Below are 17,076 nucleotides of genomic sequence, written 5' to 3' on the forward strand. Positions count from 1 at the left end.
GGCACGTGTTCTGTCCGATCTTTTCGTCTCAGCGCTTCGCAACCGCTGTCGAGCAAGATAAGGTAAGGCTATGCAAACCTAAGTGGTGGGCGGGTTGTGCGAGGCAGGCAACAGTTGAGCAACTGGGACGGAGAACCGGTGGAAACACTTCTGGTGGTCGGAGCGGGGCCGAAAGCCCTGGCGGTAGCGGCCAAGTCGCGGGTGCTGCGGGACCTGGGCCTGCCCGCGCCGCGGGTGACGGTCGTCGAAGCCCAGACGGTGGGCGGCAATTGGCTGCCGACCGGCGGCTGGACCGACGGACGGCACCGTCTGGGCACCAGCCCGGAAAAGGATGTCGGCTTCCCGTACCACTCCACCTGGGCCCGCGGCCGCAACCGCGAAATCGACGAGGCCATGCGGGCGTTCAGCTGGACCGCCTTCCTGGTCGAGCACGGCACCTACGCCGAGTGGATCGACCGCGGCCGTCCCAGCCCGCAGCATCACGTGTGGGCCAAGTACTTGCAGTGGGTGGCCAAGCGTTGCGACATGGACCTGGTCCAGGGCTCGGTGACGGGCATCGCCGCCGCGGCCGACGGCTGGCTGGTCTCGGTCACCGACGCCGCCGGTGGCGTCGACGAGATCGATTGCGACGCCGTCATGATCACCGGTCCCGGCCGCAGCGACCGCGCCCTGGCCGAGCACCCGAAGGTGCTCAGCATCTCCGAGTTCTGGGAGCTGGCGGGCCGCCGCGAGCTGCCGCCGTCCTCGCGCGTCGCGGTGATCGGCGGCGGCGAGACCGCGGGTTCGGCGCTGGACGAGCTGGTCAACCACGACATGCTGACGGTCTCGGTGATCTCGCCCAAGGCCACGCTGTACACCCGCGGGGAAAGCTATTTCGAGAACTCGCTCTACAGCGATCCGACCAAGTGGGCCGGGCTGGGCATGGCCGAGCGCCGGGATGTCATCCGCCGCACCGATCGCGGCGTGTTCTCGGTGCGCGTGCAGGAGAGCCTGCTGGGCGACAACCGGGTGCATCACCTGCAGGGCCGCGTCGTGAGCATGACCGAGCAGGACGACCGGGTGGCCCTGACCCTGCGCAACGATCTACGCCCGGATCAGGTGCACACCTTCGATCTGGTGGTGGACGCCACGGGCGGGCAGCCGCTGTGGTTCCTGGATCTGTTCGATTCCGCCGCAACCGATCTGCTGGAGCTGGCCGTCGGCGGTCCGCTCGAGCATGGGCGGCTGGAGGCGGCCATCGGCTACGACCTGGCGGTGTCGGGGCTGGACGCCAAGCTGTATCTGCCGAATATGGCCGCCATGGCGCAAGGTCCGGGTTTCCCGAATCTCAGCTGCCTGGGCGAGCTGTCGGACCGGATCCTGCAGCCGGTGGTGAATCCCGGTCCGCGCTACCGGATCTCGGGCAGGTCCGCCGCTGTCCGCGGCAGCGTGTAGAGCGAGATCCGACGGTCCGGTCGAATGTCGAAGTCGCCGAGGTGCTGCCACCCGATCTTCTCCAACGCCTTCCGCATGGGGGCGTTGCGGTGATCGGGTTCGCACAGCAGCCGGCGGCATTCGGGTTGGGCCGCCAGGACCGCCTCGCCGAGCTGCCGCATCCAGTCCGACATGACGCCGCGGCCCAGGAGATTGGTGTCCGCGGTGGCGATGTGGAAGCCCATGTCGTGGGCGTCGGCGTCGTAGAGGCGGGCGATCTCGTCCTTGGCGGGCCGGTACAACTCCACATAGGCGACCTCGCGATTGCCCAGGTCGGGCCGATCGAGCGCGGTGAAGTCGTATTCGAGAACGCAGGGGCGGGAGAAGGTTCCGGCCAGCTGGGTCGCGCAGTCGAGGCGACGGCGGTCGGCGTCCCAGGCCTGTTCCCAGGTCTCGAGCAGGTGCGGCCGGTGCATCCATTCGGTGATGGTCTCCGGGTCGCCGGATTCGACATCCACCAGGCGCAGCGTGAACGGCGCGGGGAACTCGGGCACCACGGGTGCGGGGGCGCGGCGGATGTGGTCCGGAAGGTCCGTGAGTTCGCGCGCGAGGACGTAGGTCGTCCGGTTCATCGCTGTGGCGCTCCGTTCGTCGGTTAGCTTGATCACCCTGGTTGGTAAGGCTAGCCTATACTAACTAGGCGGTGTTACGGTTGCCCGGACATTGCAAGGGGGACAAGCAGAACCGGCGGCTGATGCGGTCGGGTGGGTCGTAGGAGAGATGCGGACATGGCACGGGAACTCGGCTGGATCAGGCAATTTCAGGCCCCGAGTGCGGAATCCGCGCCACCGCTGCTGATCTTCCCGCATGCGGGTGCGGGCGCCTCCGCGTACCGGGTCTTCGCCAAGAAGATGGCCGCTGACTTCGATGTCGTGGTGTTCCAGTACCCGGGCCGCCAGGACCGCGCCCGCGAGGCCGCGGCGGAGACGCTGCCGGACATGGCCGCCGGAGCCTTCGAGGCCTTCCGGGACTCCACGCACGACTCGGGTGCGCCGCTGACCATCTTCGGCCACAGCATGGGCGCGATCGTCGCCTTCGAATTCGCCCGACTGGCCGAGGCCGCCGGGTTGACCGTGCAGTTGCTGGCCGCCTCCTCGGCCGCCGCCCCCGCGCGCATCGCCGACCTGCCGAACCACCCCACCGACGACGAGGCGCTGCTCGACCACATGTCGGCGCTCAACGGCACCGGCGCGGAGGTGCTGGGCAGCCGCGACGTGCTGCGCATGGCGCTGCCGGTGATGAAGGCCGACTACCGCGCCTTCGACGCCTACTCCTGCCCGGCCGAGGTCGCCGTGGACGCCCCCATTCACGTGCTCGGCGGCGACGAGGACGAATTCGTCGCGCCGCGCGACCTGTTCGCGTGGGAGGGCCACTCGCGCGCGGGCATCCGGGTCACCATGTTCGCGGGCGGGCACTTCTATCTGGACCAGCACGTGGACGGCGTCGCCGAACTGCTCGTCGCGGAGAAGAGCGTCGTCGCGTGACCGGTGTGGACTCCGGCGATCCGATCGTGATCGTCGGCATGGGTATCGAGGCGCCCGGTGGCGTGGACACCCTCGCGGAATTCTGGTCGGCGCTGGCCGCGGGCCGGGAACTGCTGGGACCGTTCCCGCGGGACCGGGACTGGCCGCTGGCGGAATTGCTGGGCCTGGGCGCCCGGGACGGCTGGGGCGCGGTCCCCGACGCGGGCGGCTTCCTCACCGGCGCGACCGAGTTCGATCCACTGTTCTTCGGCATCACCCCGCGCGAGGCGGTCGCCATGGACCCGCAGCAGCGGGCCGGCATGCGGGTGGCCTGGCGGGCGCTCGAGCAGGCCGGGATCAATCCCGCCGCGGTGGAGGGCGATTCGGCGGGCTGCTGGATGGGCGTCTCCGTGATGGAGTACGGGCCCCGGGTGGCCTCGGTCAACGAGCACAGCGGCTACCGGGTCACCGGGACCGCGCTGGGCGCGGTGGCCGGGCGCATCTCGCACGGGCTGGGCCTGACCGGGCCCTCGATCAGCGTCGACACCGCGTGCGCGTCCGCGCTCACCGCCGTGCACCAGGCCGCCGCCGCCATCCGGGCGGGCGAGTGCGAATGGGCGCTCGCGGGCGGCGTGTGCGTCATGGGTTCGCCGGGCGCGTTCTACGAGTTCTCCAAGAACAACGCCCTGGCCTCCGACGGCCACTGCCGCTCCTACGCCGCCGACGCCACCGGAACACTCTGGGGTGAGGGCGCGGGAGTCGTTGTGCTGGAACGGGAATCACGGGCGAGGGCGCTCGGACACCGGGTGTACGGACGGCTGCTGGGCTCGCGCGTCAACCACAACGGCAAGGGCGCGCCGATCGCGGTGCCCAGCGCGGCCGCGCAGGAACGGCTGATCCGCGACACCCTGGCGGTGTCCGGCATCACCGCCGGGCAGGTCGGGCTCATCGAGGGCCACGGCACCGGGACCCCGGTCGGCGACCCGCTCGAATTGGCCGCTCTCGCAGCGACTTACGGCGTCGAGCGCGCCGACACCCCGCGTCTGGGCTCGGTGAAGTCCAATGCCGGTCACGCGCAGGCGGCCTCGGGTCTGCTGGCCCTGATCAAGGTGCTGCTGGCCGGGATGCACGGGCAGATCCCGCCCACCCTGCACGCCGAGCGCCCGACCGGCGAAATCGATTGGGACGCCACCAGTCTGCGGCTCGCCACCGAGCTCGAGCCGTGGTCCGCCGTGGACGGTGTGCGCTACGCGGCCGTGTCCTCGTTCGGTGTCGCGGGTACCAACGCGCACGCCCTGGTCGCCCTGCCCGAGCTGGAGGAAAGCGATGTGTAGCCACCGGCTGCCCGATGGCAGCATCCCCGTTCTGCTCTCGTCCGACACCGCCGACGGCGTGCGCGCCGAGGCCGCGGGCATCCTGGAGTTCCTGGAGTCGCGGCCCGCTGTCACCCCGGATCGGGTGGCGGACATGCTGTTCCGCACCCGGACCGCCCGCCGGTACCGGGCGCTGGCCATGGTCACCGGACGTGAGGAACTGCTCGACGCGCTGCGCGCCGTCGCCGCCGGGACCGCGCACGCCGCGGTGGTGGCCGGCGAGGGTCCCGCCACCGCGCGCCGGATCGGTTTCGTGTTCCCCGGCCAGGGCAGTCAACGCCCGGGCATGGGCAAGCTGTACTACGAGCTGTCCCCGGCCTATCGGGCGGCGGTCGACGAATGCTCGGGCCTGCATGCCGAACGCTTCGGCCACGACCAGCCGCTGCACTACCTGCTCGGCTCCGAGGGGCAGTACCAGGACACGGTGTGGGAAGTGCAGCCCGCCTTGATGTTCCACATGGCCGGTCTGGCCGCCATGTGGCGGGCCGCGGGCGTCGAGCCCGCCGCGACCGTCGGGCACAGCCAGGGTGAGCTGGCCGCGGGCGCGGTCTCGCGGGTGATGTCGGTGCGTGACGCCGTGCTGGTGGTCACCCACCGCGCACGCCTGGTCGAGCGGCTGTCCCCGCGCGGCTTCTCCATGGCGGTGCTGGCCATGGACCGCGAGGACTGCGAGGCGCTGCTGGCGCGGAACTCCGGCTGGGCCGAGCTGTCGGTGGTGAACGCCCCGCACATCATGGCCATCTCCGGTGACCGCGAGACCATCACCGACATGGTTGCCGCGGCCACCGCCCAGGGCCAGTTCGCTCGCGAGATCGGTGTCGCCTACCCGGCCCACACCTCGATCGTGGCCGAGCTGCGCGAGGAGTTCGAGGGCTTCCTCGGCGGCGAGATGAGCAGCGCGACCTTCCTCGACACTCGAATCCAGTGCTATGGAGCGACCTTGGGCGCGCCCATCACCGCCGACCTGATCCAGGAACAGTACTGGTACTGGAACCTGCGCAACCGCGTCCGCTTCGACCGCGCCGTGGTGGCGGCGGCCCGTGACGGCATCGACACCCTCATCGAGGTCGTCGAGCATCCGGTGCTGCAGCTGGCCCTCCAGGAGAACCTCACCCTGGTCCCGCCGGACCCGGCCCGCGGCCCGCGCGATTTCAAGGTCCTCGGCACCTCGCTGCGCACCGCGACCTCGCTGCGCGAATTCACCCGCAACCTGGCGACCGTCGCGGTCCACGACCTCGGCTACGACTGGAATGCCCTGCGCACCGACGCGGCCCCGGCGCTCCCGCTGCTCGACTTCCCGCACACGGTCATGAACCCCAAGCGCCTGTGGGCGAACCCGGGCTACGCCCCCGACAAGGTGACCGCCCCGGCTCCGGCCGTGCCGAAACCCCAACGCCTGGTGGAACACTGGACGCCGTGGGAGCGCCGCTCCCTGACCGCCCCGCGCCGCCTGGCCTTCGTCGACCCGAGCGGCCGTTGCGCCGATCGGCTTACCGCGTTGCTGACCGCCGCCGACCGCTACGGCGCGACCGCTACCGTGCTGACCCCGGCCGGGCTCGCCTCCGGCGGCACCGAGGCCCTCGCGGCTGATTCCTTCGACAGCGTGGTGGTCCTGTGGCCCGCGCTGAGCGAGGACTCCAGCGCTGACGCCATCGCCGAGCTGAGCGGGTTCTTCGCCGGGCGCGCCTGGTTGCCCGCGCTGGACGCGCTGCGCCCGGGCGGTGACTGCTGGCTGGTGACGGTCGGCGGCGAGCACGTGGTGCCCGAAGACCAGCTGCCGCAGCTGTTCCACAGCGCGGTGGCCTCCGGATTCCGGTGTGTCGGTGTGGAGAAGCCCGGCGTGCTGTTCCGGCACCTGGATCTCGCGGCCGATGCCGGGACCGCGGAGTCGAATCGGATGGTGGCGGCGCTGCATACGGCCGGTGAGCCGGAGGTCGCGCTGCGCGGCGGGAAGGTCTTCGCCAAGCGCCTGGTCGCCGACGAGTCCGAGCCGGGCGCGGCCGCCGATCTCGATCACGTGCTGATCGTGGGCGGCACCGGCAAGCTCGGCCTGCTGTTCGCGGAGCATTTCGCCCGGCAGGGCGCGGGCCGGGTCACCCTGGTCAGCCGGTCCGGCGAATCCGGCGCGGCCGCCGCGGATTTGGCGCGGGTGCGGGCCGTCGGAGCCACCGAGATCGTGGTCGAGGCCTGTGATGTGAATGCCGCCGAGGATGTTGCGCGCCTGGTGTCGAGCCTGGGGGAGCGGCCGGTGAGCCTGCTCGTCCACGCCGCCGTCAACTATGTGGACGCGGGCATCGAGGAGATCACCGCCGACATGGTGGCCACCGCCGCCGCGTCGAAGGTGCTGGGCCTGGAAGCCGTGCTGGACGCGGTGCCGTTGAGCGCGACCGGCCGGGTGCTGCTGTGCTCGTCCATGGCCGCGACCCTCGGTGGGCGCGGGCAGATCCTGTACGCGGTCACCAACCGGATGCTCGATGTGCTCGCCCGCCGGGTGCGGGAGCGCGGCATCGACTGCTCGTCGCTGGAGTGGGGCCTGTGGAGTGTCGCGGGTCCGCTGGACGAGGCGGGCATGGCGCGGGTCGAGGGCGCCGGGGTCTTCCCGATGCATCCCGCCGACGCGATCGCCGCCGGATTCACCGGGCAGCCGACCGACGCCATCGTCATCTCCGCGGACTGGCCGTTCCTGCGCGATGTCATGGGCGCGTTCGGTCAGGCGTCGGTGCTGTCGGAAGTGCCGGAGCCGGAACCGATCCCGGCGATCGTCGCCGCGGCGCCGGAAGCGCCCGTCGCGGCCGAGGTCGCGCCGGCGCCCGTCGCTCTCGCGGCGCCCGCGCCGGTCGTCGCCGACCGCCCGCTGGCGGATCAGGTGCTCGCCGAGCTCGAACGCGTCATGGGCATCGACACCGGCGACAGCATCGACCGTTCGGTGCCGCTGGTCGCCCTGGGCCTGGATTCCTTGCAGGCCTTGGACTTCCGCAAGCGCGTGCAGGCGTCGCTGGACCGGGATCTGCCGGTCGCCGCGATTCTCGGCGGCGCGTCACTCGACGATGTCGTGCTGCTCATGGCAGCGAACACCAACTAAAGGGCTAGGGGCCAGATTTCATGTCAGACACCGATGCCACCGTGGCCGGAAACTCCGTCGCCGACCGGCGCCGGGAACTGTTGCGGCGCAAGCTGGCCGAGCAGGGCCTGGCCGTCGACACCGCCGCCCCGGTGCGCCGCACCGCGGCGGGGGAGCGGCGGGCGCTGTCGGCCGGTCAGCGCCGCATGTGGTTCCTGCAGACCCGCGATCCCGAGGACACCACGCTGAACATCTGCGTGGCGTACCGGTTGACCGGCGCGCTGGACGAGGAGCGGCTGCGGCAGGCGGTGGCGTCGGTGTTCGCCCGGCACGACGTGCTGCGCACCACCTTCGGTGTGGACGAGAACGGCGAACCCTTCCAGGTGTTCACCGACGAGATCACCGTGCCCTGGCAGTCGCACGATCTGACCGACCTGGCCGAGTCCGCCCGCCCGGTGCGGGTGGAGGTGCTGGCCCGCCGCGAGTTCGGCCGCCCCTTCGATCTGGCGACCGAACTGCCGCTGCGGATCACGCTGGCGCGCACCGGAACCCAGGAGTGGGTGCTGCTGCTGTCGGCGCACCACGGCTGCTGGGACGACGACGCCTGGGGCGTGTTCTTCGCCGACTTGAACGCCGCCTACAACGGCGCCGCGCAGACCGCCCCGCCCGCGCAGTTCGTCGACCTCGAGGTCCTCGACGCCCCCGCCGACGACGAGGCGGACATCGCCTACTGGCGGAACACCCTGCGCCCCTTGCCCGAACCGCTCGAGCTACCCGGCGCGGCCGTGGCCGCACCCTCCAAGCGCGCCGACCGCTGCACCGTGGCGCTGCCCGCCGACCTGCTCGACCGGGTGGACGCCTTCGCCCGTGAGCACGCGGCCAGCCCTTTCATGGTGCTGCTCGCCGGGTACGCCGCGCTGATCCAGCGCTACACCGCCGCCGAGGACTTCCTGGTGTCCATCCCTGTCACCAACCGTCGCTCGGCCGCCGCCGAACAGCTCATCGGCTACTTCGGCAACACCCTGCTGCTGCGCGAGACCTTCGCCCGCACCGAGACCTTCGCCGGTCTGGTCGAGTCCACCAAGCGCACCTGCCTGGACGCCTTCGCGCATCAGGCCGTCGGCATCGACCGGGTCGTCCGCGAGGTGAACCCGGAGCGGGTCGCCGGCCGCGACGGCATGGATCAGCTGGTGCGCCTGGGCTTCAGCGTCCGCAAGAGCGCCGACGGTTTCGCGCTGCGCGAGGTCTCCTCGGTGCAGCTGGACGAGCTGGGCGCGCCGACCGCGCAGGTGCCGCTGGCCCTGGCCGTCGTCACCGAGAGCGCGCACGGCGCGGTGCTCGAGGCCGAATACCAGGTGGACGTGCTGTCCGAGCCGCTGGTGCGGCGCATGCTGGAACACTTCGTGCGCCTGCTGGATCGGGCGCTGAGCGCGCCCGCCGCCCGCCTCGCCGACCTCGACATGCTGGGCGGCGACGACCGCACCGCGATCCTGGAGCAGTCGCGCGGTGCGCAGGTGCCCTCGGACGACACCACCATGGTCGACCTGTTCGAGGCCGCCGTCGCCGCCGGACCCGAGACCCTCGCCCTGGTCTCGGACGACACCGAACTCACCTACGCCGCCCTGAACCGCCGCGCGAACCGCCTGGCGCACTGGCTGATTCGCGAGGGCCTGGGCGGCGAGGACATCGTCGCCCTGCGCATGAGCAATTCGGTCGAGTTCATCGTGGCCGTCTACGCCGTGCTCAAGGCGGGCGCGGCCTACCTGCCCATCGACCCCGCCTACCCGGACGATCGCATCGACTACCTGGTCGCCGACGCCGCCCCGCGGCTGGTGCTGGGCCGGGTCGAGCTCGACGCCGCGGAGGAGGCCGCCGCCGGGCTGCCCGACACCGACCCCTCCGACGCCGACCGGGTCCGCCCGCTGCTGCCGGCCAACCTGGCCTACGTCATCTACACCTCGGGGTCGACGGGCAAGCCCAAGGGCGTCCCGGTCTCGCACGCCGCGATCGCCGAGCACGTGGTCAGCTTCACCGCCCAATGGGGCATGACGTCGGAAGACGTGCTGCTGCAGTCGTCCTCGGTGTCCTTCGACGCCTCGCTGCTCGACATCTTCGTCACCCTCGCGCTGGGCGCGCGCCTGATCGTGCCCAAGCCGGAGGCGTTCCGCGACATCCGCTACGTCGCCGACCTGATCACCCGCCGCGGCGTCACCGTGCTGCACATGGTGCCGTCCATGCTCAGCACCTTCCTGCTGCTGCCCGAGGTGAGCGAGTGGCGGGCGCTGCGTCACGTCCCGGTCGGCGGCGAGGCGCTGCCGGGCGAGGTGGCCGACAAGTTCGCGACCGTCTTCGACGCCGAACTGCGCAACCACTACGGCCCGACCGAGGCCGTCGTGTGCGCCACCCATCAGCCGGTGTCGGGCCCGCAGGGCACCGGGATCGTGCCGATCGGCGTCCCCAATCAGAACGTGCACGCCTACCTGCTCGACGAGGCCCTGCAGCTGGTGCCCGCCGGTGTGGTCGGCGAGATCTACCTGGGCGGTGCGCAATTGGCGCGCGGGTACCTGGGCCGCCCGGCCCTCACCGCGAGCCGTTTCGTCGCCGACCCGTTCACCCCGGGCGCGCGCCTGTACCGCTCCGGAGACCTGGCCCGCCGCAACGAGTTCGGCGAGATCGACTTCGTCGGCCGCGCCGACGAGCAGGTGAAGGTGCGCGGCTTCCGGATCGAACTCGGAGAGGTGGAGTCCGCGCTGGCCGCGCACCCGACCGTCGGCCACTGCGTGGTCGTGGTGACCGAGGATCCGGCCGTCGGCGCCCAGCTGGCCGCCTACCTGGTGCCCGCCGCCGGCGCGACCGTGGACGTGGAGCAGGTCCGCGCCCAGGCCGCCGCCGCGCTGCCGGAGTACATGGTGCCCAGTGCTTTCGCCGTGATCGACGAGATCCCGCTGACCGTCAACGGCAAGCTGGACAAGCGCGCCCTGCCCGCCCCGGCCCCGGCCGTGGAGCGCGCGCACCGCGCACCCGCCACCGCCACCGAACGCCGCCTGTGCGGGATCTACTCGCACCTGTTCGGCGTCCCGGTCGTCGGCGCGGACGATTCGTTCTTCGAACTGGGCGGCCACTCGCTGCTGGCGGCCCGCCTGGTCGCGCAGATCCGCGCGGAGTTCGGTGTCGAGCTGGATGTGCGGATCGTGTTCGACACCCCGACCCCGGCCGGTCTCGCGGCCGGTCTGGTCGCCCGGTTCCGGGACGAGTTCGGCATCGACCTGGACGCCATGGACGACGAGGACGAGACCGCCGAGCCGGTCGAAACCGTGGTCCCCGCACCGGTTTCCGGTCGCCCCGCCGTCACCGAACGGGAGCGCCCGGAGCGGTTGCCGCTGTCGTACTCGCAGCTGGCCATGTGGTTCCAATACCGCATGGAGGGCCCCAGCGCGGTCGGCAACCTGCCCTTCGCCGTGCGTTTCGACGGCGGCCTCGACATTCCCGCGCTGCGCGCCGCGCTCACCGACGTGGTGGCCCGGCACGAGGCGCTGCGCACCGGATTCGGTGAGCAGGACGGCATTCCGTACCAGGAGATCCGGGCGGCCGGGGAGGTCACGCTCGACGTGACCGGCGTCGACCCCGAACTGCTGGCGGACGAGCTCGCCGAGATCGGCCGCTACGCCTTCACCGTCGAATCCGAGCCGCTGCTACGCGCCCGGCTGCTGGTGCTCGACCCGAGCACCCAGGTGCTGTCGCTGCTGGTGCACCACATCGTGGCCGACCACGCCTCGCTGGGCATCCTGCTCGACGACCTGATCGCCGCCTACCGCGCCCGCGTCGAGGGCGGCCGAGCCCCGGAGTGGACCCCGCTCGCCGTGCAGTACGCGGATTACGTGCTGTGGCAGCACGACGTCTTCGGGACGGGAACGGATTCCGCGGCGCGCGACTACGGCCGGGCGCAGCTCGAGCACTGGCGCGGCGCGCTCGCCGACGTCCCGGACCAGATCGACGTCGCCCCCGACCGGGCCCGGCCCGCGGTGCTCGGCAAGCGTGGCGAGGTCGCCACCTTCGCCGCCCCCGCGGCCCTGCGCACCGGGCTCGCTGCCCTCGCCGAGTCCTGCGGCGCAACGGAATTCATGGTCTACCAGGCCGCTGTCGCGACCCTGCTGCACAAGCTGGGCGGCGGCTCCGACATCGCCCTCGGCACCCCGGTGGCCAGCCGTGTCGACCCGGCCACCGCGCCGCTGGTCGGCCTGTTCGCCAATATGGCGGTGCTGCGCAACGACCTGTCCGGCACGCCGACCCTGCGCGACACCGTGCGCCGGGGCCGCGAGGTGGTGCTGGACGCCCACGCGCACCAGGAACTTCCGATCGAACGCCTGGTGGAGGCGCTGAACCCGGCGCGTTCCCGCTCCCGCAATCCGCTGTTCCAGAGCATGCTGCACTTCCGCGGCGCGGACTGGGCCCCGGCGACGGTGACCGTGGCCGGCGCCACCACCGCCACCGTGCTGCCCGTCGACTTCGACGTGTCGTTCCTGGATCTCAATATCTCGGTGAACGTCACCGGCGACGGCGGACTGGCCGTGCGCGTGGTCGCCAACGCCGACCTGTACGAGCCGGAGACCGTGCGGCTCATCGGGTCCGCGCTGGTCACCACCCTGGAGGCGTACGCGACCGCGCCCGACCGCACCGTGGTCGAGCTCGAGGTGCTGCCGATCGCCGACCTGGACCGGCTGCTCGCGCCGCCCGCGCCCGCCGCGCGGACCCTCGCGGTGGCCACCGGCGACCACTCCGCCACCGAGCGCGCCCTCATCGACCTGCTGGAGGAGCTGCTCGAGATCGACGATGTCGAGGCCGACGACAACTTCTTCGCCCTCGGCGGCGACAGCGTCATCTCCATCCAGTGGTCGGCCCGCGCCACCGCGCTCGGCCTGGCGCTCACCCCGCAGCTGGTGTTCGAGCACCTCACCATCGCCGAACTGGCCGCCGCGGTCGACGCCGCCGAACCCGTTGCCGCGCAAGGGGAGTCGATTCCACCGGAGGAATCCGCACCCATGAGCGCCTCCGGCCTCGACGCCGACGCCCTCGCCGCCCTGACCGCCTCCTGGGGAGCACGATGACCACCGCCGCCGGAACCCCGAGCGCCGCCGCCCCGCCGCGGATCGAGGACGTCCTCGCGCTGAGCCCGCTACAGGAGGGCTTGTTCTCGCTGTCGCGGCTCGCCGGCGACGGAATCGACCTGTACACCATGCAATTCGTGGTGGACATCGACGGCCCGCTCGACACCGGCCTGCTGCGCCGCAGCGCCCAGGCCATGCTGGACCGCCACCCCAACCTGCGCGCCGCGTTCTGGGACGAGAACGTGCCGCGGCCGGTGCAGATCGTGCCCGCCCACGCCGAGATGCCGTGGACCGAACAGGACGCGCGGCCCGAGGAATTCGACGACCTCGCCGCCGCCGAACGGCGGGTCCCGTTCGACCTGAGCCGCGGCCCCGCCCTGCGCGTGCTGCTGCTCACCGTGCCCGAGACCGGCGCGCGGCGCATGATCCTCACCGCCCACCACATCCTGATGGACGGCTGGGCGGTGGCGATCTACTTCACCGAACTGCTGGCCGTCTACCAGGCGGGCGGATCCGTTGCCGCACTGCCGAAACCGCGCCCCTACCGCGACTACATCGCCTGGCTCGGCGCGCAGGACACCGCGGCCGTCACCCAGCGGTGGACCGACTACCTGGCCGAGCTGACCGGCCCGCTGCTGCTGGCGGGCGGCGCGCCGATCGCCGCCGACGCGGTGCCGGAGAAGACCCGGCTGCTGCTGTCGGCCGCCGACACCGAGGCCGTCCGGTCCTGGGCGGGCGCCCACGGCCTGACCCTCAACACCGCGGTGCAGTTCGCCTGGACGGTCCTGCTCGGCCGCCTCACAGACCGCCGCGACGTCGTCTACGGCACCACCATTTCCGGTCGCCCCGAACAGCTTCCGGGCGTGGAGGGCATGGTCGGGCTGTTCATCAACACCGTGCCCGTCACCCACCGCCTGGACCGCGAGCTGTCGGTGGTCGAGCAGTGCGCGCGCCTACAGCGCGAATGCGCGGCCATGCGCGACATCGGCCACGTGAGCCTGTCGTCGGTGCAGCGCGCCGCCGGGCACGGCACCCTCTTCGACACCCTGTTCGTGTTCGAGAACGCGCCCATCGACGACGCCATCCGCACCGTCACCGCCCCCGACGGGGCCCGATTCCGGCCGGTCGAGATGGAATCCCTCGCGCACTACCCGCTCACCGTGGTCGCCCACATGAGCGGCGACGAACTGCTGGTCCAGTTCGAGGCCATGCCCGCCGCCCTGCCGTACCTGCCCGCCGAGGGCCTCGGCGAGCGGCTGCTGGCCGTGCTGCGTCAGCTGCCCGGAATCGGCGCGGCCGCACCGGATGCGCTCAGCGTGCTCACCGACGCCGAGCGCGCCGCGTTCGCCGCCGCCGAGACCCCGGGCGTGGACCCGGCCGAGCCCGCCGATTCGGTGTGGGAGCTGTTCGAGCGGCAGGTCGCCGCGACCCCGGAAGCCATTGCGCTCCAGGACAGTTCCGGACTCCGGCTGACCTACCGGGAGCTACGGGAGCTGGCCGCCCGGCAGGCGGTTGAGTTCGCCGGGCGCGGCGTCGGCGCGGAAAGCGTTGTCGCGCTGGTCATGCCGCGCTCGCCGCGATCGATCATCGCGCTGCTGGCCGCGTTCGCCGCGGGTGGCGCGTATGTGCCGGTGGACACCACCCTGCCCGCGTCCCGCATCGAGTCGATCCTGCGGCAGGCGAACCCGGCGCTGGTGGTCACCGATGCCGCCACCCGCGCTGACCTCGATCCCGAGGGCACACTGCTGGCCGGTTCCGTGCTGGTGCTGGACGATTCCCCTGTCGCGCAGGGACTTTCGGGCGAGCATGTCGCGACCCCGCCGGTCGTCCGCCATTCGGATCAGCTCGCGTACCTCATCTTCACCTCCGGCTCGACCGGTGAACCCAAGGGCGTCGCCGGAACCCAGGCCGCGCTCATGGCCTACTTCGCCGATCACCGCGACCGCGTCTACGGCCCCGCCATGGCGCGGCTGGGCCGCCCGCTGCGCATCGCGCACGCCTGGTCGCTGAGCTTCGACGCCTCCTGGCAGCCCATGGTCGGCCTGCTGGCCGGGCAGGCCATCCACCTGTTCGACGCCGTGGAGATGCGCGACGCGCACCGGTTGTGCGCGGGCATGATCGCCAGCGACATCGACATGATCGACACCACGCCGTCGATGTTCGCGCAGCTCAATGCCGCCGGACTCGTCGACCGCGAACTGCCGGTGCTGGCACTGGGCGGCGAGGCCATCGACGCCGCCCTGTGGGCGCGACTACGCGAGCTGGCCCTCAGCGCCAGCAGCGGACGCGGCGGGACCGCGGTGTACAACTGCTACGGCCCGACCGAGACCACCGTCGAGGCCGTGGTCGCCCCCATCGCCGAGTTCGAGACCCCGACCATCGGCACCCCGAACGCCGGAATGTCGGGCTATGTCCTGGATTCCATGCTGCGCCCGGTCCCCGGTGGCGTCGTCGGTGAGCTGTACCTGTCGGGTCCGCAGCTGGCCCGCGGCTACATCGGCCGCGTGGCGACGACTTCGGACCGGTTCGTGGCCGACCCGTTCCGGCCCGGCCGCCGCATGTATCGCACCGGCGACCTGGTCCGGCACCTGCCGCACGGCGGCCTCGGCTACCTGGGCCGCGCCGACGCGCAGGTCAAGGTGCGCGGCTACCGCATCGAGATCGGCGAGATCGAGACCGCGCTGCGCCGGCTGCCCGGCGTGGACACCGCGGCCGTCACCGTGGTCCGCCGGGCGGGCGGGGCGAGTCTGGTGGGCTTCGTGGTCGGCCGGGCGGATCGGGTCGTGGACCCGGTGCGCACCCGCGCCGCGCTCTCGGAGAGCCTGCCCGCCTACATGATTCCGGCCCGGGTGCTCGCGTTGCCGCAGCTGCCGGTCAACGCCAACGGCAAGCTCGACGGCCCGGCCCTGACCCGGCTGGCCGAGGCCGCCCTGGCCGACACCGGCTCCGACACCGCGCCGCGCACCGCCACCGAGAAGGAACTGGCCGAACTGCTGGCCGAGCTCTTCGACGGCCGCGCGCCCGCCGTGGACGACGACTTCTTCGCCCTCGGCGTGGACAGCATCGTCGCCATCTCCCTGGTCAACAAGGCCCGCCGTCGCGGTCTCACCCTGACCCCGCGCATGGTCCTGGCCACCCCCACCATCCGGGAACTGGCCGCCGCCCTCGACGCGGCCGAGACCGCCGCCGCCGAGAAGGTCGCGGATTACGGTGCGGTGCGCCCGCTTCCGGTGGTGTCGTGGATGTACGAGTACGGCAACTACCGCCGCTTCACCCAGACCGCGCTGCTGCGCCTGCCCACCGGCATCGACCGGCAGGGCATCGAGGCCGCGCTCCAGGGCGTGCTGGACGGCTACGACACGCTGCGCTCCAGCCTCACCGACACCGAGGACGGCACATGCCTGGTCACCGCGCCGCCCGGCACGGTGCGGGCGGCCGACATCCTCACCCAGATCACCGATCCCGCCGACACGGCCGAGGCCGTGCACAGCGTGGCCCGGGTCCTGATGGACGAGATCGACCCGCGCACCGGCGATATGGTGCGCGCGGCCTGGTTCTCCGGCACCGATCAGGGTGACGTCCTGCTGCTCACCATCCACCACCTGGCCGTCGACGTGGTGTCGTGGCACCTGCTGATCGCCGCCCTCGGTGAGGGCGCCGCGCTGCCGGAGTCCACCTCGTACCGGGAGTTCTCCCGGCGCATGGCCGAGCGCGCCGAGTCGGCGGAAATCCTGTCCCAGAGCGCGTATTGGCGCGATCAGCTGGATGCCCCCGACCCGGCCATCGGCCGCCGCATCCCGTACCCGGACACCGACACCTGGTCGTCGCTGCGGGTCGCCACGGCCGTCACCCCGGTCCCCGTGACCGAGCGGGTGCTGGCCTCCCTCACCCGCGACGAAGGCGTGCGCGAATTCCTGCTCACCGCCCTCACCGTCACCCTGGCGAGCTGGCGGCGCGAGCGCGCCCAGGATCCCGCGCACGGCGCGCTCATCGCGCTCGAGGGGCACGGTCGCGCCGACGACCTGCTCGGCACCGACACCAGCAACACCCTCGGCTGGTTCACCACCGTGTTCCCGGTCCGCCTGGGCGCGGGCGCGACGGTGGACATCGAACGCGCCGAACAGGATCCGGCGGCGGCGCGCGCTCTGCTGGACGCGGTGACCGCGCAGCTGTCCGCCATCCCGAACGGCGGCCTGGACTACGGCCTGCTGCGCTACACCACCGGCGTGCCGGAGCTGGCCACCGCGCGGCACCCGCAGGTCGAGTTCAACTACCTGGGCCGCGTGGACCTCAGCGGCCAAGCCGCCGACTCGTGGTCGCTGCTCACCGGCCCGCTCAACGAGTCGCTGCCGCTGGATCCGGAACCGGAGCTGCCGCTGCGCTACGCCCTCGATGTCATCGCGGGCATCGGCTCGACCCCGGAAGGCCCGCAGCTGACCACGAATTGGCGCTGGAGCGAGACCCTGTTCACCGAGGCGGAAGCCACCCGCCTCACCGAACTGTGGCAGCGCAGCCTGGCCGCGCTGGCGGCCGCCGCCCAGCGGTAGACGAGACGAAACCGGCCGCCGACCTCGAAAAGGTCGGCGGCCGTTCGTATCCGA

The 17,076-nt window shown here is 72.0% G+C and carries 7 protein-coding genes; 6 read left to right on the top strand and 1 reads right to left on the bottom strand.

Annotated features, from left to right (window positions below; all coding sequences use genetic code 11):
- Positions 1-138 precede the first annotated feature (138 nt).
- Entirely contained in the window at positions 139-1,434 is a 1,296-nt protein-coding gene (locus ACQP06_RS04280) for a SidA/IucD/PvdA family monooxygenase (RefSeq protein ID WP_433670624.1), read from the top strand.
- Here the strand turns inward: ACQP06_RS04280 and ACQP06_RS04285 are convergent.
- Complete coding sequence (locus ACQP06_RS04285) at positions 1,389-2,045, bottom strand: GNAT family N-acetyltransferase (protein ID WP_433670626.1); 657 nt, start codon at positions 2,043-2,045, stop codon at positions 1,389-1,391. The two genes, ACQP06_RS04280 and ACQP06_RS04285, sit on opposite strands and share 46 nt — an antisense overlap.
- Positions 2,046-2,201: 156 nt before the next feature.
- Here ACQP06_RS04285 and ACQP06_RS04290 point away from each other — a divergent pair, with 156 nt between their 5' ends.
- The 5 genes from ACQP06_RS04290 to ACQP06_RS04310 are packed head-to-tail and all read left to right on the top strand — an operon-like array spanning position 2,202 to position 17,022.
- Positions 2,202-2,957, top strand: a complete 756-nt coding sequence (locus tag ACQP06_RS04290; RefSeq protein ID WP_433670627.1) for a thioesterase II family protein — start codon at positions 2,202-2,204, stop codon at positions 2,955-2,957.
- 5 nt (positions 2,958-2,962) lie between these two features.
- The gene (locus ACQP06_RS04295) at positions 2,963-4,270 is read left to right on the top strand and encodes a polyketide synthase (RefSeq protein ID WP_433673236.1); all 1,308 of its coding nucleotides are present in this window, start codon (positions 2,963-2,965) and stop codon (positions 4,268-4,270) included.
- Positions 4,263-7,391 (top strand): nocobactin polyketide synthase NbtC, encoded by a 3,129-nt coding sequence (gene nbtC / locus ACQP06_RS04300; RefSeq protein WP_433670628.1) that lies wholly within the window; start codon positions 4,263-4,265, stop codon positions 7,389-7,391. Before ACQP06_RS04295 ends, nbtC begins: the two co-directional genes overlap by 8 nt.
- 20 nt (positions 7,392-7,411) lie before the next feature.
- A complete protein-coding gene (locus tag ACQP06_RS04305; protein ID WP_433670629.1) occupies positions 7,412-12,475 on the top strand; it encodes an amino acid adenylation domain-containing protein in 5,064 nt (1,687 codons plus the stop codon).
- Positions 12,472-17,022, top strand: coding sequence for an amino acid adenylation domain-containing protein (locus tag ACQP06_RS04310; protein ID WP_433670630.1), 4,551 nt, complete (start codon positions 12,472-12,474; stop codon positions 17,020-17,022). Before ACQP06_RS04305 ends, ACQP06_RS04310 begins: the two co-directional genes overlap by 4 nt.
- The last annotated feature ends 54 nt before the right edge of the window (positions 17,023-17,076 follow it).

It is taken from the genome of Nocardia sp. CA-136227 (genome assembly GCF_050955695.1).
In the GTDB taxonomy this organism is placed as follows: Bacteria; Actinomycetota; Actinomycetes; order Mycobacteriales; family Mycobacteriaceae; genus Nocardia.

Bases quoted from the DNA above. Each gene is read 5' to 3' on its own strand.
- ACQP06_RS04285 (WP_433670626.1), bottom strand. From the start codon at position 2,045: ATGAACCGGACGACCTACGTCCTCGCGCGCGAACTCACGGACCTTCCG.
- ACQP06_RS04290 (WP_433670627.1), top strand. From the start codon at position 2,202: ATGGCACGGGAACTCGGCTGGATCAGGCAATTTCAGGCCCCGAGTGCG.
- nbtC (WP_433670628.1), top strand. From the start codon at position 4,263: ATGTGTAGCCACCGGCTGCCCGATGGCAGCATCCCCGTTCTGCTCTCG.
- ACQP06_RS04305 (WP_433670629.1), top strand. From the start codon at position 7,412: ATGTCAGACACCGATGCCACCGTGGCCGGAAACTCCGTCGCCGACCGG.
- ACQP06_RS04310 (WP_433670630.1), top strand. From the start codon at position 12,472: ATGACCACCGCCGCCGGAACCCCGAGCGCCGCCGCCCCGCCGCGGATC.